This window comes from Shewanella sp. MTB7 (assembly GCF_027571385.1).
Classification (GTDB): domain Bacteria; phylum Pseudomonadota; class Gammaproteobacteria; order Enterobacterales; family Shewanellaceae; genus Shewanella.
Window position 1 is genome coordinate 5,551,811 of record NZ_CP085636.1, and the last position, 24,535, is coordinate 5,576,345.

20 protein-coding genes are annotated in these 24,535 nt (G+C 41.8%); 11 read left to right on the forward strand and 9 right to left on the reverse strand.

Annotated features, from left to right (window positions below; translation table 11 throughout):
* Window positions 1-15 precede the first annotated feature (15 nt).
* The 3 genes from HWQ47_RS24240 to HWQ47_RS24250 all read left to right on the forward strand — a co-directional run bounded on the left by HWQ47_RS24240 (window position 16) and on the right by HWQ47_RS24250 (window position 5,117).
* On the forward strand, window positions 16-1,515 hold the full coding sequence (locus HWQ47_RS24240) for a hypothetical protein (protein WP_269968539.1): 1,500 nt from the start codon (window positions 16-18) through the stop codon (window positions 1,513-1,515).
* Window positions 1,516-1,532: 17 nt separating this feature from the next.
* Window positions 1,533-4,253: a c-type cytochrome gene (locus HWQ47_RS24245; protein WP_269968540.1), complete on the forward strand. Its 2,721-nt coding sequence runs from the start codon at window positions 1,533-1,535 to the stop codon at window positions 4,251-4,253.
* A 591-nt stretch (window positions 4,254-4,844) separates the two neighbouring features.
* Complete coding sequence (locus HWQ47_RS24250; RefSeq protein WP_269968541.1) at window positions 4,845-5,117, forward strand: DNA polymerase III subunit epsilon; 273 nt, start codon at window positions 4,845-4,847, stop codon at window positions 5,115-5,117.
* A gap of 137 nt (window positions 5,118-5,254) precedes the next feature.
* Here HWQ47_RS24250 and HWQ47_RS24255 read toward each other — a convergent pair whose 3' ends face one another.
* The 3 genes from HWQ47_RS24255 to HWQ47_RS24265 all read right to left on the reverse strand — a co-directional run bounded on the left by HWQ47_RS24255 (window position 5,255) and on the right by HWQ47_RS24265 (window position 8,453).
* Complete coding sequence (locus HWQ47_RS24255; RefSeq protein ID WP_269968542.1) at window positions 5,255-5,665, reverse strand: hypothetical protein; 411 nt, start codon at window positions 5,663-5,665, stop codon at window positions 5,255-5,257.
* A gap of 180 nt (window positions 5,666-5,845) precedes the next feature.
* The gene (locus tag HWQ47_RS24260; RefSeq protein ID WP_269968543.1) at window positions 5,846-7,432 is read right to left on the reverse strand and encodes an N-acyl-D-amino-acid deacylase family protein; all 1,587 of its coding nucleotides are present in this window, start codon (window positions 7,430-7,432) and stop codon (window positions 5,846-5,848) included.
* Between the two features lie 112 nt (window positions 7,433-7,544).
* Entirely contained in the window at window positions 7,545-8,453 is a 909-nt protein-coding gene (locus tag HWQ47_RS24265) for a LysR substrate-binding domain-containing protein (RefSeq protein ID WP_269968544.1), read from the reverse strand.
* Between the two features lie 133 nt (window positions 8,454-8,586).
* On the opposite strand from HWQ47_RS24265, the gene HWQ47_RS24270 reads away from it, so the two are divergent.
* The 4 genes from HWQ47_RS24270 to HWQ47_RS24285 all read left to right on the forward strand — a co-directional run bounded on the left by HWQ47_RS24270 (window position 8,587) and on the right by HWQ47_RS24285 (window position 12,840).
* Window positions 8,587-9,753 carry a DSD1 family PLP-dependent enzyme gene (locus tag HWQ47_RS24270; protein ID WP_269968545.1) on the forward strand — a complete coding sequence of 389 codons (1,167 nt, stop codon included), beginning with the start codon at window positions 8,587-8,589 and terminating at the stop codon, window positions 9,751-9,753.
* Between the two features lies 1 nt (window position 9,754).
* Window positions 9,755-10,672 carry an ornithine cyclodeaminase family protein gene (locus HWQ47_RS24275; protein WP_269968546.1) on the forward strand — a complete coding sequence of 306 codons (918 nt, stop codon included), beginning with the start codon at window positions 9,755-9,757 and terminating at the stop codon, window positions 10,670-10,672.
* Window positions 10,673-10,895: 223 nt separating this feature from the next.
* Window positions 10,896-11,252 (forward strand): group I truncated hemoglobin, encoded by a 357-nt coding sequence (locus HWQ47_RS24280; RefSeq protein WP_269968547.1) that lies wholly within the window; start codon window positions 10,896-10,898, stop codon window positions 11,250-11,252.
* A 34-nt stretch (window positions 11,253-11,286) separates the two neighbouring features.
* Window positions 11,287-12,840 carry an ATP-binding protein gene (locus tag HWQ47_RS24285; RefSeq protein WP_269968548.1) on the forward strand — a complete coding sequence of 518 codons (1,554 nt, stop codon included), beginning with the start codon at window positions 11,287-11,289 and terminating at the stop codon, window positions 12,838-12,840.
* Between the two features lie 166 nt (window positions 12,841-13,006).
* Here the strand turns inward: HWQ47_RS24285 and HWQ47_RS24290 are convergent, their stop codons facing one another.
* On the reverse strand, window positions 13,007-15,157 hold the full coding sequence (locus tag HWQ47_RS24290; protein WP_269968549.1) for a bifunctional 2',3'-cyclic-nucleotide 2'-phosphodiesterase/3'-nucleotidase: 2,151 nt from the start codon (window positions 15,155-15,157) through the stop codon (window positions 13,007-13,009).
* Window positions 15,158-16,240: 1,083 nt separating this feature from the next.
* On the opposite strand from HWQ47_RS24290, the gene HWQ47_RS24295 reads away from it, so the two are divergent.
* The gene (locus HWQ47_RS24295; RefSeq protein ID WP_269971850.1) at window positions 16,241-16,912 is read left to right on the forward strand and encodes a DUF2461 domain-containing protein; all 672 of its coding nucleotides are present in this window, start codon (window positions 16,241-16,243) and stop codon (window positions 16,910-16,912) included.
* 16 nt (window positions 16,913-16,928) lie between these two features.
* Here HWQ47_RS24295 and HWQ47_RS24300 read toward each other — a convergent pair whose 3' ends face one another.
* On the reverse strand, window positions 16,929-18,167 hold the full coding sequence (locus HWQ47_RS24300; protein WP_443020106.1) for an ISL3 family transposase: 1,239 nt from the start codon (window positions 18,165-18,167) through the stop codon (window positions 16,929-16,931).
* A 274-nt stretch (window positions 18,168-18,441) separates the two neighbouring features.
* Between HWQ47_RS24300 and HWQ47_RS24305 the strand changes: the two genes are divergently transcribed.
* On the forward strand, window positions 18,442-18,921 hold the full coding sequence (locus tag HWQ47_RS24305; protein ID WP_269968551.1) for a YbhB/YbcL family Raf kinase inhibitor-like protein: 480 nt from the start codon (window positions 18,442-18,444) through the stop codon (window positions 18,919-18,921).
* A 95-nt stretch (window positions 18,922-19,016) separates the two neighbouring features.
* On the opposite strand, the gene HWQ47_RS24310 is transcribed toward HWQ47_RS24305, so the two are convergent.
* From HWQ47_RS24310 to HWQ47_RS24325, 4 genes are all read right to left on the reverse strand, one after another.
* A complete protein-coding gene (locus HWQ47_RS24310; protein ID WP_269968552.1) occupies window positions 19,017-20,318 on the reverse strand; it encodes a hemolysin family protein in 1,302 nt (433 codons plus the stop codon).
* A 282-nt stretch (window positions 20,319-20,600) separates the two neighbouring features.
* Window positions 20,601-21,902, reverse strand: a complete 1,302-nt coding sequence (locus HWQ47_RS24315; RefSeq protein WP_269968553.1) for a HipA domain-containing protein — start codon at window positions 21,900-21,902, stop codon at window positions 20,601-20,603.
* A gap of 3 nt (window positions 21,903-21,905) precedes the next feature.
* On the reverse strand, window positions 21,906-22,142 hold the full coding sequence (locus HWQ47_RS24320) for a helix-turn-helix domain-containing protein (protein WP_269968554.1): 237 nt from the start codon (window positions 22,140-22,142) through the stop codon (window positions 21,906-21,908).
* A 280-nt stretch (window positions 22,143-22,422) separates the two neighbouring features.
* Window positions 22,423-22,605, reverse strand: coding sequence for a hypothetical protein (locus tag HWQ47_RS24325; protein WP_269968555.1), 183 nt, complete (start codon window positions 22,603-22,605; stop codon window positions 22,423-22,425).
* A gap of 245 nt (window positions 22,606-22,850) precedes the next feature.
* Here HWQ47_RS24325 and HWQ47_RS24330 point away from each other — a divergent pair, with 245 nt between their 5' ends.
* Together HWQ47_RS24330 and HWQ47_RS24335 are read left to right on the forward strand one after the other, a co-directional pair.
* Window positions 22,851-23,861 carry a nuclease-related domain-containing protein gene (locus tag HWQ47_RS24330; RefSeq protein ID WP_269968556.1) on the forward strand — a complete coding sequence of 337 codons (1,011 nt, stop codon included), beginning with the start codon at window positions 22,851-22,853 and terminating at the stop codon, window positions 23,859-23,861.
* Window positions 23,862-24,133: 272 nt separating this feature from the next.
* The gene (locus tag HWQ47_RS24335; RefSeq protein WP_269968557.1) at window positions 24,134-24,460 is read left to right on the forward strand and encodes a hypothetical protein; all 327 of its coding nucleotides are present in this window, start codon (window positions 24,134-24,136) and stop codon (window positions 24,458-24,460) included.
* The last annotated feature ends 75 nt before the right edge of the window (window positions 24,461-24,535 follow it).

The window sequence follows — 24,535 nt, forward strand, 5'->3', positions numbered from 1 at the left end:
TAATAAGGGATTATTTTGAATATATATGTTCAACATAGAGCATTCAATATAAAGCAGACGCTATTATTTGCTTTATTATTAAACACACCGATAGTAACTCACGCTGAGGAGCTTAAAAATAATAACATTGATGATTACCTTAATTTAGGCACAGCTGACAGTATTTATGGTGGTGATGATTTTTACGCACATGATAGAACTCAAATTGGTAACCAGATAAAAACCTTTATTCCTCCCTTATTAACTCCCGCAGTCACTCAGCATGCTTATGTTTTACCACCAGGGGCTTTCCGAATAGATTTTTCCCAGCGTTATTTATCCTTGGACGGGAATGATTTTTTTAAAGATGGAAAACCTAATACTGATGTATTTAGTAATTTCGAAGTTGATCGGCAATTATCCGACCTCGACTTGTTTTATGGCTTTGATTTAAATACAAAATATCTACACAGTTTTACACTACGTGTGAATATACCCTATCGTAATGTAGAAACAAACGGCTCTATTAACCCTAACGGCCAACCCTTTATTAGCTTAGAAAATGCCGGTAGTTCCTCTCATCTTGGTGATGTCGGGATCTTTTTAAAGAAGAAAATTCTCGATCAAGCCAATAGTGGCTTTGGTTTAGCCATGGTTGGGGCGGTATTTCTACCCACTGGCAGCAACGAAGCCACATTTGGCAGTAATGGACGTATTAGTGCTCGACGACCTCAGCCCCCCAATACAGTAGCGGCACAAGGCTTTGATGCCGTACAACGAGCAAATGTTGCCAATGGTACTTGGGGAGATGGTCGTTGTTTCTTCAGAAATTTCAATATCGATAATAGGGCTTTGTGTAATAACAACCCAGCTTTCAGTGCGCCTTCAGCCGCGGTACAAAGTTTCTCACCCGGTGGCAGCAACTTCGACAACTCGTTTGTGGGAGACTTTCCCTTTAACAATGGTGTTTTTGGCCGCTTTTCCGCAGATGGTCGTCTACCTTCAATTTTACAATCAGGTACGGGATCGACCAGTTTCTTAGTCGGGGCCTTTTTAACTAAACAGTTCTCGGAGAATAGCTTCATTGGCCGTTCAGCGTTACATGGGGGATTTAGTCATAAATTCATCTCAGAAGATGACGGTATTGATCCAGGCGATATCACTACCTATTTCACCTCCTTCGTTAAACCCATCTACAAAGATTACTTATCACTGGATTTAAGCTTGATCGCTTTCGATCGCGAAGAGGACACCTATGCCGGTAATATTCCTGAACCAGAAATTCATACTTGTGTCGCCGAAGATCTTGGTGTGATAAGTAACTGTGGCAGTGTTGGTGATGAAGCCTTTGTGTTTGATGTTGGCCATCGTCCAGGATTTTCAGGTGGGTTAACCGGTTTTGTCGCACCCTCATTAATCTTTAGCCCTAATCCCCAGCTCCGCTTTACCCTCTCATCACTCTTCCGCGTTATTGAACCTGACTTAGGTCCAGCACCAGAAGCTGTTTTCCGTTTCTCCATCAGTACGATTCTTTAAGCAAGGAAGAGCATAAAATGAAAAATAAACAGTTTGTTATCAAAGTATTTTGTATTTCGATCGCCAGTGCATTCATCACCCAAGCATTGGCTAAAAATTACATTTTAACGCCTGACCAGAGAACCGTTGCGATAAAAGGCGGCTTTTCACAACCTGATTTATCCCAATATCGCTCAAGCATTAACAGCAAAATTATTGATCGCACTTTTTATACCAATGAAGCGACTTTTATGGCAAATGAAGGTTATAAAACGGGAATGGAAGGCTATAACGACATGGTTAAAGCCAGCTTTCCTATTGCCTATAAAAGAGCATTTCAGTGGGTAACAGCGCGTGAAATGTACTTTTATGCCCGTTATTTACTTGATTATATTGGCGGACGTAGTCACGCGGGTGTGCATATGGTGCATGGTCCATATTTCAGTATGAAAGCAGACAAGCACAGTCAGTTCAATAAATTAGTTCGTGACCGAGGTGAACGTCAATTTTCCAACAAAGACATTCTATTAGGGATGGAGCTACCCCTTGTTTATCAACGAACCGGCTTCCCGCGTGTGTTCGACGATATTCAACCAACCTATTTACAATATAAATCGCTACAGCCCTTCTTTACAGGTCAACTAGACAATACCGACAGTTTCGACGATCCCATTAGTGGCAAAAAAGGTGGCTGGGGAGTGCCTAATACCTATTTCAACGACTTGCCTCAACGCTTTGATCATGGCGACATGGACACAACCTTTAACTTAGGTGCTATGGGGCAATTTGTGAAACGCCGCTCACAATGGCTAGACCGATTTTTCCAAGCCAATCACAGGGGCACAACCCATATATCAAAACATAAAGAGGTGGCGCTATTAGGTAATGATGCTGAAGAAGGTATGCGTGGTTGGGGGCTCACCATGAGTGCTTTGAACGCCATGCTGCAGGTTAAATCCTCCATGTTTACCGATGGTGAAAAGCTCATAGGCATCAACACCGAGACCTACGATCCCAAAAATGGGTTTAAGTACCTCCCCCATGAAATAAAGCCAAATTTATTATGGGTTGGCGACATTCCTGAGCGTGTTTGGGCCATGGATATCCAAGACCCAAGTAGTCAATTATGGGATCAAGCTTCTTGGATATGGGCAACATCAGCCTATGCTGTGGCGGCAAATCGTCGTGGTGACTTTTTCACCGACAACCCTCCAGTTGATGGCGGTTTAGTCGAAAAACGCACTGGGTTACTTGCCGAATCAATTGGTAATGCTGTCTTTAGTAATATTCAAGCCATGCACACGGATAACAATATACTGGTGTCTCAATGGCATCCAGAGGAAGGTAAAGGCTCAACCATTTCACTCAAGGATATGGCAATGGCATTGGTTGCCATCAATGATATGGCGCAGTCATGGCAAAATATGGATCGCAAACCAGAACTTGTTCAGCAAGCAAAGACACTACTGGTCAATAACGCTGACTTTTTAATTAAGGTGCAAAATCCTAATGGCAGTTTCAACAGCAGTTACAGCACATCAGGGCAAGCAAAGGGGGAAAATGGTCTTGCAGTATCGCAATTTGAGGGGATCCGGGCATTAATTGCAGCTTATTACTCCAGTCGTGATGAAAAGTACCTTACTGCAGCTCGAAAAGCCTATAACCATGTTAACCGTGACTATTGGCAAGTAAGAGATGGTGTTTACCGCAGTGAATTAAACAGTGATATTGCCTCCGTCACTCCCTATTCTGTTGGTATTACCATGGCAGCGCTACGTGAAGTGATGTTTACTACTCCAAGCTATTTACTTGAAGATCAAGTAGAACATATGACACGTTGGTGGGTTCAAACTGTTAACCAAAGCGGCTTGTTATTGTCTGAGCATCAATCAACAGGAGAAGTATTCACTGGATATGGTACCGGTGATGACGATGCCGATGGTATTCCCTATGTGAGTAAAGCGCATGGCAAATATGGTGCAGCTCCTGTTATGGCTGCAGAAGTGAAAATCAACCTTGGTGCGGCATCAAATTCAGCGTTTAATGCTATCGAAGGTGATATTCATCAAGGCGAGAATGTTGATCATGTCGCCATGAATTTTTCACTAGCACAGCACCCTTCACTTAAAAGTTCACCACAGTTAGCACTCACCAACCCAAATGTTGATGGTTTAGTTAACCGCGCTGATCTCGTGCGCACAGACGGCTCTCACATTCCTCTGCAGCCATCAAAACCCATACTTATTGGTAAAGGCACACAACATGATCTGACTGGAAAACAAATTTTTGAAGCCAACTGTATGCTTTGTCATGGCCAAAATGGGGAAGGCATTGACGGAAAACCGTTGAAGAATTTCATGGAGTATCCAGCAGCAACGATGGAAGCATTCATTTATTCTGGCAATCCCACCGCATCAATGCCCGCTTTTGGTATTGGTAATAATGACAAGGTGGGTGGCACGTTAACCAAAGACGAAATTAAACGGGTTGTGAGCTACGTCCAAAGCAATAGCTTTAAGCATAACTACGCTGAATCGCAAAAAGGCCATGTCATTAACGGGTTTCAAGCGAAAGATATTTGGTTCTATCTATCTCGTTATAACGTGCAACATCGAGGAGAAAAAATGATAGATGCCAGCATTGCTCAACAATACATAAATCAAATGCCGGATCCAGCCAAGGTCAAAGCGACTCAATATGAGAATATACAACGCAATAAACCAGATGCAGAAGTGACTCAAACTGATATGTCTCAATAGCCATCTATATTGAATAACTCACTCTTTGTCATGAGTTAACTAGAAAGTAGCTTACTGCTTGCGCAGTAAGCTACTTTTCTATCAGAGAAAATGAATATATCCTCTGCTCCAACGGCTAGGCTAAAAACAGCATTAGTTGAAGGTTTACTAATAATTATTATCTATTATTTAACATCTAAAACTTAACGGCCTTAAATCTGTCTAAAGCTAGATTGCACGGGGCTTACAACACATCTTATGCTAAAATCCTCTTTCAGCTTTATGAATGTGTAATACCAATCAGTATAAAGATGTGATCGCTCAGCGAGAATTTAGCGATTCTGAGGTAAGGCAACGAGTGAGAAGCATAGTTATTCTACGTTTAAGCTCGTTAACACAGCATCAGAAGCGCTAAAACTCGCCCTTTGGGGTGTGTTTTTGGCTACCTACTTCTGCGTTGAATGAACTCACAAGGGAGTAACCATTATTTCATCCATTCGCCTTGAACTAGTTTACCAAAAGCCACACTGAGTAGAGCACTTTCTTATACTGATTGGTATGGATCTCATTTGTTTGACTGAACCTAGTGATTAACTGATGAGGAAATAAGAGATGAGTAAATTAAACGCTGAAGAGCGTAAAGCCCGAGATAATGAACGTTTTTCACAACGAGTCGATGAGCGTAGAGTAAAAGGCGAAGATGTCGTAGCCTACGCACTAGCTAATAAGAAAGCCTATAAATTTCTGACTAAACCAGAGAAGCACGAGCTTAAGCAAAGACAAATAGCACTTCAAAATGAAGTACAACTGACTGAGCAAGAAAAGCAGAAGCTTAGAGATGAGCAAGAGTTAGACAAGGTTCAAACGGCATTTACCGAACTGTAAAACAGTCATAGTTAATTGATTATGGATGCCGTGTTCAAAACCCATTAAGACACCGCAACATTGAGTCAGGGATCCACAAACATACGATTAAGCTCGTTGGGATCCCGCAGACTTTTAGCCTACTTTTTATAATTAAACTACTGCACCCACTGAATTAACTCCTTAGCACCTCTGACAGCAAACTGCCTCTCAATAAGGTTACCCGCTGGATCGAAGAGTAATATTTCAGCAGCGCCGGCGCGGTATTTAGCGATCAACAGATCTCCCTCAGGTGTTCCCACTCTAGCGAGAAGAAAAAGCACTTTATCACCAAGATGAGCACGAGCTTCATTCATCTGTTCTGTCTGGCTACTACTCACAGCTAAATTAACATCATAGACAAACACCAATGCAGGTATACCTGTACCAATTTGCTCGTGGGTCGCCTTAAACCCTTTGGGCATCATCATTAACAGCAGTCCAAAAAGTATCACTATGGAAGTGATAACACCGATAGCAATCCAAGGCTTACGGCGTAGAGAGTTTGAGTTTGAATTAGATTTACCCATGATGACAAAGCCCTTTTAAACTGTTGATTGATATAATCGAGCCTCCAATTGTAATCAACAAAACTGAGGCTAATATTAAATACGCCTAAGCGTTCTTAGCTAAGTGCTCTTAGGTATCTTCTCCACACTCTATTTTCCCAAAGACAGTTGAACTCTCATTCAGAATAGTGAGTGACTATGTTATTTCCCGCGATTGTCCAGTAATAGTTGACCGGAACGTGTGTCTAGATACTCCCCATGTGCCACTTTTCGCCTGCCGTTCACCCATAGATCACGTAAACCAGTTGCATAAACTTCTGGCAGTTCTATCGTCGAGTGGTCACAGAAATTAGCATCAAATAAACTGATGTCGGCATAGTAGCCTGGCGCTAACTTACCCCGTTTGTGGAGCGAAAAAGTCTCTGCGCTCAAGGCCGTCATTTTATAAATAGCCTTCTCAAGTGGCAGTAACTGACGCTGGGTGACAAATTGGTGAATAATCCGCGGAAATGAACCACAAACTCTAGGATGGAGTCGGCCTCCGAATATCGTATCGGTACCCACCATGCCCCGCGGATGCTGAAAAATCCGCTCTACCAGTTCCTCATCCATGAAATAATCAATCATACGTACGTTACCACGTTCACTGACAAGAAGATCAAGCACAAAATCAACTGGGTGCCGATCAGTTTTTAGGGCACACTCGGCTATAGAGCAGCCCAACCACTGCTGAGCCGCTAGACTTTCGACTTCACAAATTAGAATATTCTCCCAGCCCAATAAAGCGGGCAGATTATCCCAGGGCTCACCAGTCTGAGGTAAAATCCGTTCAGCAAACCAATCTCGAATCTGTCGCCGGATATCCGACGCTTTCAATGCGATCATCAGATCATCCGGTGCATATGTGCGAATGAGGCTCGGAGGTAAAATAGCAAGAAGTGTGGTACTGCCATAATGATAGGGGTACTGATCAAACGTGAGTTCATGGCGATCAATCAACGCCAGTAACGAGGTTAATTTTGATGCATTGCGGCGGCCGATCAGCTTTAGGTGAGAAATGTGTAGCTGGCATCCAGCCTGTTGCGACAAAATGATCGTCTCCTGTAAAGCCTCGAGAATCTCATCACTTTCACTGCGCATATGCACAACCAATGGCTTATGGTGTACGGCGGCAACCTGGGCTAACGTTGCCAGCTCATGCCGATCACTAAATAACGCTGGGTGATAGATCAAGCCTAAACTGATGCCACGAGCACCAGCAATCAAGGCTTCATCAGCTAGACTAGCCAGCCTACGGCGCTGATTTTTATCCATCGCCAAACTACTGTTGCCACAGATCTGATAACGCAATAAACCATGGGGAACGAAAGAGGAGAGATTGACCTCCAGCCCACGTTGCTTAAGGGCTGAACCATAACTCGTAAAACTATCCCAGTTCCAATCAATATCAGGGTTACCAATGATCAGCCGCTCCCTGACCTCCCCCTGAAGTGCCTTCGGCAGTGGAGCCACACCAAGGCCGCAGAGACCGACAAGTTCTGTAGTGATACCTTGCAGTACTTTAGGCTTAAAACCCTGTGGTAAAAAAGTCGCTAGATCGCCATGGCTATGGACATCAATAAACCCCGGAGTAACATATGCGCCATCCGCGTCAATCACGTTATCAGCAGCGGTTGTAATGAGCGGTGCAACAGCAGTAATCATCTGGTTATCAATGAGGAGATCACCTTTAAACGCTGCCCCACCACTTCCATCGATTACGGTGGCATTTCTGATCAACTGACGCACGATTTCACTCCATATCTATGCTTAGCCAGCACCAGCATAAAACAATGCTTATGCCATAAATGAGATCAGAGTAATACTTTAAAAATATTGAAATAAGAATAGAAACGTAGGCTTACTCCCAAGGCTTAGTATGTAATCGTTCTTTCAATAGCTGAATAAAACCTGAAATACGCGCCGAACGCTCTTTTTCTGGGCTACTTAATAACGCCACAATGTTGGCGTTAGGTAGTGAGTAACTTGGCAATATGCGCACCAACTCACCACTACTGAGCTGAGGTTGTACATCCCACTCAGAACGCATAATGATTCCTAACCCTGCAATAGCCCAATCTTTAATCACTCGGCCCTCATTACTTGCCAGTGTTGGCGTGATCCTAATCATCTCTTGTTTGCCATTGTCAAGATGAGTAAAAGGCCACAAAGTGACATCTTCGTTATTTTCTCTTAACGCGATACATGGAAGTTTCAATAGATCTTGAGGGACTTTAGGCGTGCCCATCTGCAATAAATATCCAGGAGAGGCACAAATAAATCGTTGATTAGTTGCCAAAGTGATCATTTTTAATGAGGAGTCATTGAGCGCACCGATATAGATGATGATGTCCCACTTATGATGGCTAGACCAATTAGGGTTATCAGATAACTCAAGTTCAATATCCAGTTGAGGGTGTTTAACTTTGTATTCACCAAGTAAAGGTGCGACATAGTCATTACCAAAACCAAGCGGGGCTAACACTCTTAGCTTGCCGCACACATGCTCCTTTAACTCATCTAACTGCTCCTGTAACTCATCTAACCCTCGTAAAATAGGTAGGCCTTTATCCAGTAGAAGCTGCCCCTCTTCGGTTAGGCTAACAATTCTAGAGGGGCGCTGGATTACTTTAATAGACAGTTTTTTTTCAATATGCTGCAATCTAAGCGTCACCGAAGGTGGGGTGATATTTAACGCCCTTGCCGCTTCAGCTAGGGTTCTATGGCTTGCAATTGTGGTGATAAATCTTAGATCTTCAGTGGTGATCATTTAGTTCAAACCTAATCTATACCTTAATAAGTATTAATGTAAAACAAAACAAACTTCTTGGATACTGTTAAGCAATTCGATGGTTTGATGCCGCTCAAGTGCATCAATTATTTGCAACCTCAGGAAAATGATCATGTTACCCAGTAAAAGCTCAAATCCACACTTGTTAAGCCTATATCAGGCTCTCGATACGCCTTTCTTGTTGGTGGATAAACAAACAATGCTTAACAACTTAGCTAAGTTACGCAATAAAATTGAAGGTTTAGGGGCAGAATTAAGACCTCACTTTAAAACCGTAAGAGCCCTCGAAGCTGTGGGTCATCTGCTACCACAAAAAACATCTGCAATTACGGTATCAACGGTAAAAGAAGCCGAGGTGCTAGTCAGTCAGGGCTATAGCAATATCGTTTATGCAGTAGGTATTTCAGAGGGTAAATTACCGAGAATTGCTCAGCTTATATCCAAAGGGGCTGAGGTAAGAGTATTACTCGACACCATAGAGCAAGCTGAGTTTATTAATCGATATTGTGAGCAACATAGCTGTGTCATTCCCGCACTCATAGAAGTTGACTGTGACGGACATAGAGGCGGTATTCATCCTGATGATCCTCAGTTAATAGATATCGCTAGACGATTGCATCAAGGCGCAGCAAGTTTTCACGGTGTATTAGCCCATGCAGGCGAGTCCTACCTTTGTTTCGAGCCAAAAACATTAGCAGAAGCTGCCAGTAACGAAGCCAAAATGACACTTAACGCGACTAACAAGCTTCGCGCAGCAGCGATCCCTTGCGACATCGTGAGCATAGGCTCGACGCCGACCGCCCATAGTTATCAAGACTTAGCGGGGATCACCGAAGTTAGGGCGGGGGTTTATGGTTTCTTCGATCTCGTCATGGCTGGGATCGGGGTCTGCAAGCTTGAGGATATTGCGGTTAGCGTGGTGACCACGGTTATTGGCAATAACAAAGAAAAAGGTTGGTTGTTTATTGATGCGGGATGGATGGCACTGTCAGCTGATCGCGGCACAGCAGATCAACCTAAAGACTGTGGTTTCGGTTTGGTTTGCGAAGCTAATGGGGCCTTGCTCGATGGCTTGCAGGTCATCTCGGTTAATCAGGAGCACGGCATCATAGCCGCTGTGGGTAATGATGCGATCAACCTTGAAGAGTTCCCAGTTGGCTGCCGATTACATATTTTACCAAATCATGCCTGCGCCACAGCATCTATGCATCAGCACTACCATGTGTTTGATACGCAGGATGAAACCTATGAGATTTGGAACCGAATTCAGGGCTGGTAAAATGATATATTTAAACGAAGCGCAAACCGCAAAACTCATTACCCATCAACTGGCTTACACGGCAGTAAAAGATGCTTTTATTGCGGCCATAACAGATGAAGCGACACTGTTCCCCGTGGTCAATGCATCGGGCCCACAAGCGGATTCGATGTTTTCATTAAAATCAGCGTCCACAGCGACATTAGTTGGCTGGAAAACCGGTAGCTATTGGCCGGGAAATCAGACCAAAAATATGCCATGCCATGGTACCAATGTGTTCCTGTTAAGCCCAGAAACTGGCGAGCTCGTTGCTGTCGTTGCTGCAACACAAGTTAATGCCTACCGCACTGCAGCTGCAGACGCCATTGCAGTCGATTATCTAGCGAGAAAAAATGCCTCAGTATTGACCGTGTTTGGCAACGGACACCAAGCAGAATATGAGGTGTTAGCCATCGCAGAGGTGCGTGACATCACTAAGGTGATTGTGGTTGGCCGAGATGAAAAACGTTGTGCAGACTTCATTAAGCGCCTCAAAGATAAAGGCTTACAAGCCGATGTAGAAGTGAGAAACGCACAGTATGGCTGCGAAAATGCAGATATTATCGTGACAGCAACAACAGCCACGGCACCATTATTTCAGGCTCATTGGGTCAAACCAGGTAGCCACATATCTGCGATGGGAGCAGACAAAGTCGGCAAGCAGGAGTTACCTGTTGAGTTGTATCCAGACGCAAGTTTATTTTGTGACTATCAAGCACAATCCCTTGTTATCGGTGAATTTCAGCATGCTAATGATGCGCCAGTAACTGAGATAGGTAATGTCCTCATAGGCATGTCGACTGGGCGAGTTGGCAGTGAAGAGATCACTGTTTTTGATAGTTCAGGCATTGCGATTCAAGATCTGTTTGTTGCCGCTAAACTGCTTGAGCTGAGTAAATAAAAGACAAAACATATCTTTTTTGAAATTAGTATAGAAATGCTAATGTCGAGTTAACATAATCATATAGGGTCAAGATGGTGGCTAGCTTAGTTACTTATTCTTGACCCGCATATTCCGAACACTTCTCTGCCTCCCCTTTATATACCTGTTTGACTCTATTTGTTTATCTTCTATTCTCGGTAGATAATGATTTCAAAACTATTTCAATTAAAAAGGTTTCACAATGATTGAGTCTCTGTTTGATAAATATGGGGGATTTGACACATTTGCCCTCGTTGTGAGTAGTTTCTATCAAAAAGTGTTAGATAGCGATGAGCTGGAACATTATTTTAGAAACGTCAATATGGACAGTTTGATGGCTCACCAAACAAATTTTATAGCCAAAGCCTTAGGTGGCCCAGATGCTTATGAAGGACGCGATCTTCGCCAAGCTCATATCAATTTTGATATTACTTTATCTCACTTTCAGGAGATTGCTGAGTTGCTCGAAGAGTCACTTGAGGAAGCGGGCGTTGAAGGGCAGGATATCGAGTCAATTATAAAGATAGTAAGAAGTTTACGAGATCAAATTGTAACCTAACCATAAGAAAATGCACTAAATTTAGGATGAATATATGCAGCCAGTAACTTTTGAGCTATTTGACCTAATGGATTATGGTGTTGGCTTATGTTCTGCTGTTTCCTTAGAAGTTTTAGAGGCAAACTCAGCTTTGATTGCATGGTTAAGTTTAGGACCAAATAAGAACTATTTAAGTGACCACATTAACGCTGAGAACCTAGCTCGTATCAAACGTTCAATTGAAAAAAAGCGAAAGTATCGTTTCTGTCAAACCTATTTGATTCACTCCCGTGAAGATACAATAGAATTTATTTGCAGTACCATCTCTTTGTCAAATAACCAAGAGTTCTTGCTCATCCAAGCTTCTGTGAATAACTCCGATAAACACTTGAAGGCGCTAGCTAAGAATCATGCCGTTTTATTAGAGAAAAATAATCAATTACTCTTAAAGGAGAAGTTAAAAGCTGAAGAAGCAAATAATGCTAAAGATAAGTTTCTTGCAGCAATGAGTCATGAGTTAAGAACCCCGCTGAACGGTATATTAGGTATGGTGCAGCAACTAGAAAAATCAAACTTAACCCTTTCCCAAAATCATTATCTGAATACGATTAACAGTTCGGGTCAGCAATTATTGGCCGTGATTAATCAGGTGTTAGATTATTCCAAAATAGATTCGTCGGAAGTCATTTTGCATCCCGTGGTAAGCGATATTTCATCGATCATGACGCAAGTATCACAAATTTGTGGTGAAAAGCTTTTATCTGATCGTAATGTCAATTTTCATACCCAAATAAGTCCCGATATACCTTTAGTCATTGTCGATGACATTAGGTTAAAGCAAATTTTAATCAATTTAGTTAGCAACGCGCTGAAGTTCACTCACCAGGGAGAGGTTCATCTCATCTTGGAACTGAGCTCAACGAAAGCAAAATCCTGTGAATTAATATTTAAAGTGATCGATACAGGTATCGGAATTTCAGATGAGAGAGTTGAACATATCTTTGAGCCGTTTATTCAACACTCATTTTCTACAACACGTGAATACGGCGGCACAGGCCTTGGTTTATCGATTTGTAAACAGTTAGTTGAAATAATGGGAGGAGCGATTAGTGTGACAAGTCAGCTCAATGTCGGCAGTCAATTTATGGTTAATCTATCTTTGAATATCAGCCATGATACTGAAATTAATCGAGAAGACAGTCTAACAGATAGAAGCAGTTATGATGTTTCTATCATCAAGGGAAAACGAATTCTGATCGTTGATGATATTGCAATAAATAGAGAGATAATCAAAATGCCTCTTGAAGAGTTTGATACTCAATTATACTTTGCTGAAGATGGGGTACAAGCGATAGAGATGTTTAAGAAACATGATATTGATTTGGTTCTTATGGACTGCCTTATGCCCGTCATGGATGGGTTTGACGCGACAAAAGCAATACGTAAAATGGAAGCTATTGGTAACCGAGTGCCAATTTTTGCGGTGACGGCGAGTATTTCTGAAGAGTTAACTCTATCCTGTAAGCAGGCTGGCATGGATGAAGTGATGCTTAAACCTTTTGATTTTGAAGAATTAATTAAAAAAATCTCCTATAGTTTAATCAATTAAACATCTCGAAAAAACACCCGTTAACCTAGCCCAAGCCATTATTTAATAATCAATAAGATAATGATATGGAATTAAGATGACCTTATAAAAAATCCCTACTTATCGCTAAGTAGGGATTTTTAATTTAATCAGACTTTTAATCTAACTCGGTGTAAAGGCACTTAAATTACTGGCCTTTAGCCACACAGTTGAACTCACCGCTGTAGTCAAAGTTAAAGTGGAACTTAGTAAAGCCTTCAGTACCTTCTTTGGTACCTGGCGCTTTTTCTGTAGAAAGACCTGTGATTCCATTGTCTGCACAACGGAAAGCTTCATCAAGTGTTGCTGATGTAAACCAAACGCTGTCTGTAGTTGGTGCTACAAGCTGGAACACTTCGGCATTAGGGAATGCCAATGTAGCATTGCCTTCATTCTCAGCTAGCACATCTTCTAGGTAGAATTGAACTAACTCACGGTTATTAAAGGCTGCTTCTTCTTTAACCAGCACAGCTTTATCAACACCAGGCATGCTCTTATTAGACGCACGGTAGTTGTTAGTGATGACATAAATTTCAGCATCATCAGCAATTTCAACACCGTTATAGGTCAGGCTAGTTAGCTGTTCGTTGTCTGTAACCTCATGCTCAAAGCCATTAATGTTGATGTACTTTGATTTATTTTCAACGTTAACAGTGTACTTAAGCAGGCCTTCACCTGATTGGCTGAAACCACCAAAGAAGGCATCAAAGTTATAACCTGGGAATGACTCATTGAGGAATCTTTCACCTTCAGCTAAAGGTAGGCTGTTGTATGCGTTTGAGTTAACCCACTCAATCCAGTTCTTCATATCTGAACCAGTCATCTTTAACACTGCTGGCGTATTGTTATCAAATACATAGATATCAGCAACTGATGCGTTAGTTAACTCACCTTCTTGGATGTTGGTATAATCTTGCGCCCCATTACGGCCAGACTTGAATGGCGCAGAAACAGACAAGAAGATCGCATCTTCACCAGCAGAGGCAAATTCACCTGCGTCTTTCCACTTCATTAACTGATGCAGTTGTGCCTCGTTAACAACCTGAATAGATAAGTCTGGTACGACTTGTGGGAAGAAACTGTTCATGTTCACATCGATTGACGCGATTGATGTAGACATGTAATCAATCGTTCCTTGATGCTCATCAGCCACTAAATCTTCGATAATACGATTTGAACTATTAGGGATTAGTGAGCGTAGTTTTGATGTTGACTTAGTATGGTCAACGCTCCAGCTTTCGCCGTTATCTTTCGTTGTTAGAGTTAAGTCAATAACACCTAACTTAGCACCCCAGAAACCTGGCATAACAGCTGGAACACCATTAATTAATCCAAGCTTTGCATCTACACCTTCGATTTCACCGTATTCACCGGTTGTATTCGGGAATTCACGATGGTCATGACCAAACATGATTGCATCAATATCATCAACGTAGGCTAGGTGCAGTGTTGCGTTTTCGGCAAACTCATTGTCATTGTCATTTAGGCCTGAATGAGGAATCGCAACAATAATATCAGCGCCTTCAGCTTTCATTTTAGGAACATAATACTCAGCTGTTTTCTTGATGTCAGACACCATCACATTACATTCAAGTAGTGATGCATCCCAGCCCATAATATTTGGAGGAGTAAAGCCGATAACACCGACTTTAACTAGGTAAGACTCACCATTACTGCTCTTAAATTCACGATCTAAGATCACGTATGGCAGGTACTTATGTTCAGCATTGTCATAAAACTCTTCAGTGATACGAACTTCACACTCTTCTGCAGCATTGCTTACTTTCTCTAGTGACTTGTCAACTTTCCATACGTTGGCACTCACATAAGGGAAGTTTGAACCTTTAAGTGACTCATCAAGGAACTCAAGACCGTAGTTAAACTCATGGTTACCCAAGTTAGCGGCATCGTATTGCAATTCGTTCATTGCTTTATAAACAGGGTGGGTATTTTCTTTAACGTGCTCAGTACCCAGCGAAGCCATATAGTCGCCCATTGGGCTACCTTGGATTAAGTCGCCATTATCAAACAACATGCTATTTGCAACTTCTTCGCGTGCAGCTTCGATAACCAAAGAGGTACGTGCTAAACCCCATTCAGGCAGTTTAGTTTCGTTGGCTTCTTTGCTGACAAAGTAATTGTATGGCATTACGTTGGTGTGGATGTCTGTTGTTTCCATCAAACGAACAGTGATGGTGTTGTCGCTAACATTATCATTATCATTTGATGAGCTGTTACAACCCACTAGTGCCGCAGCAATGCTTGAAACAAGCAGAAGCTTTTTAGTACTTAATTTCATCTTTACTCCAAAAACCATTTTATTATTTTTAATTAAAATCATTACCACCACTTAAGAACTCGATAGTGTATTCTCAAATGAAGTAGGAAATATCGACCAATCATGTTCAATATCAATAAATTCGGAGTAAAATTAAATAAAAAAGACAAGTAAGTAAAGTGAACAATATATGTCTTACAACAAGCGTTAACAATTTAAATTAATAAGTAATTAACTGTGCAAACAAATTAAGTAATAAAATTAAAAATGTACATAATAGAAAGGCATAACAAACAATAAAGAACCTCATCTAGGCATATACACAATCTCAAAGCCAAGTACAACTACACAACCAAGCTCCACCCAATTACACACAAAGAAAACCTTTAACGCTTTTCAATTACAATGATTGCATTAATATTCGTGAATTAATGCCACATAAATATACATTCAACATCGCAACATCGTCCATAAAATAGAACGCTCAAACCAAATAACAATTTAAACCAATAAGAAACAACAAGCTAACTCACTACACTATAAAAAATCATTATAGAAAGATGTGATTAAGTCATATTTATATCTTTAGTAAGCATGCCTAGATCACTCATTTGCTGAATTAGTAAGTAATTATCTATCCTGTTGATATTTAATGATCAAAACAGATCAACTCTGACTAGAGACTAAAATTTAGTGATGTTTTTTATCGCAAAAATATTTTCAATAAATATAATGTTTAACACTGAAAACCATCAATATCAACAACGCAACGAGAGCGCTTAAGCAACAAATGAAACACCATGCGAACAATATAGATACGTAATAGCAACCTAGCTAAATAACTCTGCCAGCAAGGTTACCAAGAAAAACATAACTAAAACTCCCGCCATTATTTCTGTGAAGCCCAGCCCCTTTTTTTCAAAATAGAAGTGCACGTAATTAACTATGTCGGTCTATATTGGTTTGTCAGACTCTGCCTCTAATTATCTGGGTGGCTATGATTATCTATAAAATCTGCATCCAGAATTACCTGTGGCTTTGTTAATCATTAATCGCTATGTTACTTTTCAGTATCATCAAGATATTAAAATTGAATTTGCTACTATGTTGACTCCCCAAAGCTTATCGTTTTTATCCTTGCTCGCCGCCAACAATGACAGGGAATGGTTTAAAGCCCATCAGGCTCAGTATGAAGAGTTAATACGCACGCCTGCGCTTAAGTTTATTGAACAGATGCAGCCCCATGTTCACGCTCTGTCTCCCAGATTAAACGCTATAGCCAAAAAGGTAGGTGGCAGCCTGATGCTTCCCCAACGCGATGCTAGGTTCAGTAAAGATAAAACGCCATATAAACTTTATATAGGCATTCGATTTCGTCATTTTCAAGCTCAAGGAGCGCCAGTCCCTAGACTTTATCTGCATATAGCCAACGACTCTTGCTTTTTAGGTGCCGGAATTTGGAATCCAGATAGTAAGGCGCTCAATAAAATACGCACCTGTATTGATGAAAACCCCAATGCCTACAACAAGGCCTTAGCCCAACTGCGTGCCGGCGGCTTTGAAATGCAAGGAGCCAGCCTTATTCGCCCACCCAGAGGTTATGACAAAACTCACCCCATGATCGATGAACTCAAGCGCAAAGAGTTTTTCGCCATTAAAAAGCTCACCCCAGAGCAGATTTTTGCTGAAGATTTTGTCTCTTGGTGCGCCGAGGAATTTAAGCAGACTCAAAAACTAATGAGTTACTTGTGTTTTGCACTGGATTTGGATTACTAAGGCGGCTCTTCTCCGCTTACATGAGCTTGATATTTGGATAAAAGGTTGAATGGGTGTCAGGGACTGATGTTTGTCTGATCTTGAGTTTGAAATATTCAATGTCTCGTATTCCTCTAGCTCTTCGCCTGAGTAAACCAATAGAGACATTCCCTGCTTCAACTCGAGCGTTGGTTAATTTATATTTTGCGTAATTACAGACGCCGACTTTTCTATCCAATAGTGCGTCAGCATAATTACACAAGGACAATATCCTCGTTGACTTAGCAAGATCGCACCAAGCTTCAAGTGCCTTTACCATCGACTTGTAACACGGTTCATCCCATATCGCTTGTAACTGCTCTTTCAGCATATAAACAATGCAGAGAGTCTTGTTACTCTCGAGTAAGTCACCAAGTCTATCAGACTGTCTTTCATCCAGTTTATGGGCATTTTTCAGCAAGAGAAACAACGTTCCTTTAAGCATTTTTTTATCTTCATGAGAACCATTTCGAAAGGCTTTGGCGCGTTCTTTTTTGATTAATAAGCAATAGTTTTGCATCACATGAAATCGGTCGAAAACGATATCGGCGTTAGGGAGCATTTTTCTTACTGCGGATTGATAAGGCTGACCCATAACCATTGAAACCGCTTTAATACCGTCTCTCGTCGCGGTTGATAGTTGCTCGAAGAACGAAATAAGGACCGCTGCTTTTCTACCGTGTTCGACCCAAATTAAATGACCAGAAACCAAATCGTATACCACTGTCATGTAGTCATGTCTTTTAGCTCGGGCTACCTCATCAACGCCAATATGGATTAAATTGTTAAGCTTTGCGGGCTCTAGGCCTGGTAGGGTTGAATGTAGATATTCCTTATCAATGTTCTTTACCGTCTCCCAGCGAATACCTAAATGTTGAGAGACTGCGTGAATGCTCATGTATCGGCACAATCCACTAATGAACTGACAGAAGCGAATGGTATATCGCGCTCCTTTTGCAACGTATTCAGTCGCCTCAATTAACCTTCTTCCGTCTTTATCTCTGGTCTGAGCGAGTTCGACTTCGATGCTACAAGGACGTCCACTAACAGGTAGATCGTGTACCCGCCTTCTTACATAGTGATCAACTGTACATCGCCTTTCAGTTCTTGGTTCTTTAACCTTAAACCGTCCGTCTCGGCGGCATCGTACAAGAACAGAGTGAGAGCCTTGTTCTATAGAAAAGGACTGCACACATTGCCCTTTAAAGCTAAATAGGGCGGATGGTAATGATGGCAAGGTATATTCACTTATTCACAAATAAAAAAGTGTTGTAAATGATAATGTTATTTATGACCTTTGATATGAATAGACTCACCTAAGCGGAGAAGAGCCCTAAGGCTACAGCTTATTGAAGCTTATTGGGGGCAGAGTAAGATAGACTCAAATGAATAGTTTCTGAAGCCACAGCTTGTAACAACAGACTCGATTGCTAGAATGGCTGCATATATCTTGAGGTAGCTTGGGTATAGAGTGTACGAATTATGAAATATTAGCTTACAGGAGAAATATCATGGGCTTTGCGCTTTGCGATCTCACAGTAACCAGCACCGCTTTTACTCAACTAAGCTCGATTCCTAAATCACATACAGGTGAGGCTGAGAATATTTCCCCACAGCTCAGTTGGACAAATATTCCTGATGGCTGCAAATCATTTGCCGTTGTCTGTCATGATCCCGATGCCCCCTTGGTGAGCCCTGATGGCTCATACGGCTTCGTACATTGGCTTGTTTACAATATCCCATCTAATATTTTTCAACTTGAAGAAAACAGCAATCTTTACACCTCTGGACTTAACAACTTTGGGCGAGGTGAGTACGGTGGACCAATGCCTCCCAAAGGCCACGGCATTCACCTGTATTACTTTTGGGTTTTGGCACTGGATGCGCAGTTGGATCTCCCCAAAGGACTGAGCATGAGAGAACTGCTAGCTAAAGTTGAACCTAACTTGATTGGCATGAATCGCTTGGTCGGTAAGTATCAGCGAGACTGAATTTAAAACTAAATAAATGGGGTTTGTGGATCAGAGGGGATGAGTAAACCGGAGGAGAGACAACTCTTACTCTTATCCTAATTATCTTAGTCTTATCAAGGATAACTTTTTGAAACAGGCGTCACCTCGATCTTATCGGGCCGATTGCCATCAAGCGTTAACACTGTAAAACGCCACCGCTCCCACACAAATACATCTCCTACCTTGGGCATGCTATCTAGACACCACATAAGCATGCCGCTTAGGATGTGGTAGCCATGCTGCTCCTCATCGGGGAGGGCGTCTAGCTCCAGTAGATCTTTGAGCACCAAAATAGGGATAAGTCCATTCATGGTCCAGCTGCCATCAGTGTGTTGCTTGGACCCGATATCATCGGGTGAATGAGATTTAAACTCGCCGGCCAGCGCTTCAAGCAGGTCAGTGGGGGTCACTATGCCTTGCAGATCGCCATATTCATCGACAACAAAGACTAAATGTTCACCAGTGTGACGAAAAAAAGCCAATAGCTGGCTACCGCTCCAGCTCTCAGGAATAAAGACGGGCGGAACTGCTGCTGACTTTATTGCCGCGTTATCCAGCGCCCCTGATATTTTTATTTTCAGTAGCTTCTTTGCAGACAGCACGCCAATTGGGTTATCTATCTCTCTATCAATAATGGGAAAGCGCTCATGCTCTGCGGCTAATAAAGATGTTAGGTTGCTATCTATAGGCTTACTTAAATCAAAGGCTAAGATGTCGCTGCGGGGGGTGAGTAAAGATGACACTTTACGGTCATCGAGATGGAAGACATTGCGTACCATATCTCGTTCCTGAGGCGCAATGCTACCACTGCGAGCCCCCTCCATTAGCAGGGCAAAAATATCCTCTTCGGTGATGGCTTCCTCACCGCTTCCTCGACCTTTACCCAACAGGTTAAGCATGAGGTCAGTCGACCAGGCCAGTAGCGTCACAAAGGGTCGAGATAGCATGGCTAGAAAGGTGAGTGGCCTAGCAACTAAGCGGGCAAAAAGTTCAGGATGGAGCTGGGCCAGTCTTTTGGGCACCAGTTCACCAATGACAATAGATAGATAAGTGATCCCCAGTACAACAATAACAGTTGAGGCCATAGAGGCCGTTTTTGAAGACACTCCCCACGAAGTTAGATACTCGGCTAATGGTGCCGCCAACGCCGCCTCACCATAGATACCATTAAGCAGGCCTATGGTGGTTATGCCAATCTGTACTGTAGATAGAAATCGAGTGGGATCTTGTTTGAGTTTAATCGCATTAGCAGCGCCACTATCTCCTTTATCGGCAAGCTTTTGTAACCGGCTATTGCGGGCTGAAACCAGTGCAATTTCAGACATAGCAAACAAGCCATTAAGAAGAATAAGCGCCATTAAGATCAACACGTCCATGCAAACTCCTTAAAAATACAAGCGACTCGTTAACTTTGCACCAAGCTGCGTTAAAGGCAAAGTATTTATTTAAAGTCTGCACAGTTAAATCGATTAATATTCAACTAAATAATCAGCTTAGAAGGGATATTATTTAGTTAGATCTGTATTCGCCCTTCTTTGCTATGTGATAGTTGCCGTACCCGGTAAACATGCCATTATCGTTGGGTGTCTATGAAAAACTGCGAACTTAGACACAGCATAACAATCCATCAAGAATCATGAGTGGCCATGTTATTTTTTCTACAATTCAATATTTTTGATTTCTGCAGCGCTAGCTAGATAGCGTTCGCACCTAGCCAGTAGCAGTGCTTTGTATGCATCGACAAAGTCTTGCTCGGCTTTATCAAGTGCAGGAAGCATTACTATAACGTTATCTATGACTTGGGTTATCTTAGTCGCCATTTGAGTTAAATTATTGATAAGTAAAGTCCTTGGCAGGCCTATATCTTCAATAAACGAGGCTAGCTGATAAGCGTAGATCTTGTTGGGATCAAATTCATCATCTATCGCCATTGCCATCTCTTGCTCAAATTCATCGTACAGCGTTACACATACCAAGTCGTACCATGGCGTAGGCACGAGACCTTCTGGCGTCATAAAGAATGAGTAGTTTTTACCGTGAGCATCAGCATTACCGCTAAGTAAATTAAATAGCGCCCACTGCAGCATATCTTGCTTAGCCGCAGCCGGATTACTGCACTGGCTCGCTAAACCAAATAGTCTTGCAAAGCTAACGCCCTCGCGGATATCTCTCACATCGTGGCCAGCACCAAAATTACGCTCATACTTTTTGTTAACGCTAAATCCGAGTGTTTGGCAGCTATCGATAATATGCCGTCTAAGCACTTTATGCTCATCAGGCAGATAGCGACGATCAAAGCGTTCAACACATAGTGCTTTATATTGACCAAAGTAGCTGATTTCTACGTTTGCCACATGCATTGATATGGCCTTAGCCAAACGCATGGTCAAAAATTCATTAATAACTAAATGTTGATGCTTTTCAAACTTTAGAATGTGTGTTGATGAAAGCGCGCCTTCAGCAAAACCAAATGCTTTACCGTTATAAAATAGGTTTAGTTTTGACTGTACACCTGCTACCGACAGCCTTGGCTTACCATCCCATACTTCCATTGGCCAACTATCAGGGTCTTCGAGGCGCTTAATGACTTCTGCATCGCTTATTGCTCTGAATGACGTCTCAGGTAGTAATGATTCTTTAAGAGAAAAGGCGATTGCACCAGCGGTGTCGAGACCAATGCCACGGACAAGTGCAAAGGTGTTCCCCCTAGACACACCTAGCGATTCAATAAGGTAATCGAGCCCCTTATTCTCAGGAAGCAAATTAACCAAGAACATTGAGATTTGATTGCTACGCCCACTGCCATCTAGAGGAATCATGGGCGATATAGGAAAACCACGTTGTTGCCAATCATTGGTATAGTTAACAGCAAATGTCTCAGTAGCGGTATCGAATGACAGCTCACCGATAATTTGCTCACCGAGATGCATATCTAAAACGAGATTTACAGAATCCGCCATGTGTTAGTACCACCCGCTAGCATTAGTCGTGCTGTTTTGCTTAGCAACAATAGCGACACCCAAACCATCAAGGATTTTAAACACGGTAGAGATATAAACGTCTTCACCTTTCTCTACTCGAATAAAAGTCTTTTTAGTGACACCGCACAACATGGCGGCCACCTCTTGAGTAAGCCCAGCTTTTTTTCTGTTTTCTTTAACCAGTAAACCCAAGGATTGTTGATTTAGCGTAGGCCCCATAACATAAGTCCCATAACGTTAGTTAAAAGTGTACTTTAGCTCTGAATGTTCGATTATCCAACAAAAAAGTGTAACGAAATACACTTTTTAACTGTTTAACGCATTAACACACTCGGAAGTATAGGTTCGTACACTTTTGTATTAACTGAGCTGCTACACGACCAAATAGTGTCACTTGTTACACTATTTAATGATTTTAGCGATTAACTCAAAAATGTAGTCTAAGAATCAAAGTACAATTAGTGATGGGTGGCGATGCGACTCTTTTGATACCGGTGAACTATCTACACTCAATTAAAAGGGTATATGAAACCACAAATCCATTAAACCAACTGTTAGGCGTGATTGATACAAGCTCCCCCCCTTGTTTGCTTACTTCATCAATTTGAGCATTCAATGCCTCTAAATCTACCTCTCCAAAACCCCAAAGTTTCCTCTGTTTAAACTCAACAACCTTTCTCATTATTACGCTCCCTGCTAATGAAACTTATCACATTTGTAGACACGCCTTGCGCGTTTATCCGCTGAAAGCACCTCTGCTATTTACCTTGTTTGAAACTACATGCTTTACACTTTTTAAACAACTTCAATGTAATGCAGAATCATGGACTTATCCTGCTACCCATTGCTTTCCATCTCAAAAAATAGGTAATATACATCTGATTTTTATCATGATTATTTAGAACGCTGAATGGATGCTGTTGATAAATGATTCTCAAGACTAAGCGACTTCAAAATACCAAAACACCACAAACTGTAGCAGGCCAAAAACAGGAGCAGAGTGTCGCCTTCTTTCTACGTCGAGCCTACAAAGACCATAAGCAAGTACTGGTCATCAATGACTTTAAGTTCACTTTTAACGATGAGACTGCCCAGATTGATCACCTGATTATTTATCCTTATGGCTTTGTGTTGATCGAATCAAAAAGCATTAAAGGTCATGTCAAAGTTAACAAACAAGGTGAATGGACTAGAAGCCATAGCAGCAAGTGGCAAGGAATGGCATCGCCCATCAAACAAGTAGAGTTACAACAGGCCTTATTAAAAGAGCTACTACGCGAACATAAAAGCGAGATATTAGGTAAGTTACTGGGTATAAAGCAGCAGGGGTTCAACATGCGCTGTTGGGATCAACTCTGCGCCATATCCAGCGATGCTGTTATCGATAGAAACACTATGTCGGCAGCAGTCTCAGACAAGCTAGTAAAGTCGGAGTTTCTAGTCGATAAGCTAGATAAACTGATGAACATCAGAAACAGATTAATGAGAGTCATAAACATTAGCGACACTCGCCCTGACTTCTCACAGAAAGAGTTAGACTCTATAGGCTCCTCACTACTCGAACACCATATCGAAAGCCAGCAGATAGGAAGCCAGCAGATAGAAGCACCTATCACACCGCCGACACTGATTGAACCAGCGACGATCCACCCCCAAACACCGCTATACCAGCATGCTGTTCAGAGCCCAAACAAAGCACCACTGAATACACCCATATTACAAAACGAATTACGCTGTAAACATTGTGGTGAACCAACCAACTACACCCCAATGCCAGGTAAATTCGGCTACTACATTAAGTGTAATCAGTGCACTAAGAACACCCCCATGAAGCAAGCTTGCCCCCAGTGCCAAAGCAAGAACACCAAGGTACAAAAACGACAAGAAACCTACACGTTGAACTGCCAAGAATGTGGCAGTGGACTGAGAGTGATTTAGTGGACTAGAGAAAGTTTACTCTGACCCTATTATCCCCAGTGATAATAGGGTGTGTCTTCCAAACTAACTAATGCTTTCCTTGGGGTTGGCATAACAAATCCTCCTCAAAAACTCTTACCTAATCTTAGTCAAGGGATATACATCTAACAATTTTGGGTGTCTTGACTATTTTTGTCGCACTTAAACATTTGCAAGTGTAAACTCAAGCGAAAACTCACTTGCGTGTACATTTGTATACCCTGTATACTAATGGAAAATTTATGGAGGTATAAATGTCTTTAACTTTGGTAAATAAAGAAACAGATCAAGAAAAGGAAATTCCTACAGGTTTTTCATGGACGACGCTATTTTTTGGTATTTTTGTTCCATTGCTTAGAGGCTATTGGCCGTACTTTTTTGGATTACTAGTACTTTGCTTTTTTGGTGGTCTAGGAGTATTAATTGCATGGCTAGTTTGTCCATTTTTAATCAATAACCATTATAAAGACCACTTAATTAAAAACGGTTGGACTACTAAACAGAAATACATTGCAGAAAAACAACGACAAGAAGAAGACAAGTTGTTGAGACAGGCTATGCTGAGTAAAGCTCTAGGTTAATCCCCAATGAATGTGCTCTCCCCTAAAGAGGGCATTTTATATAAGTACTGCATGTGAGTATAGTAATACCACATT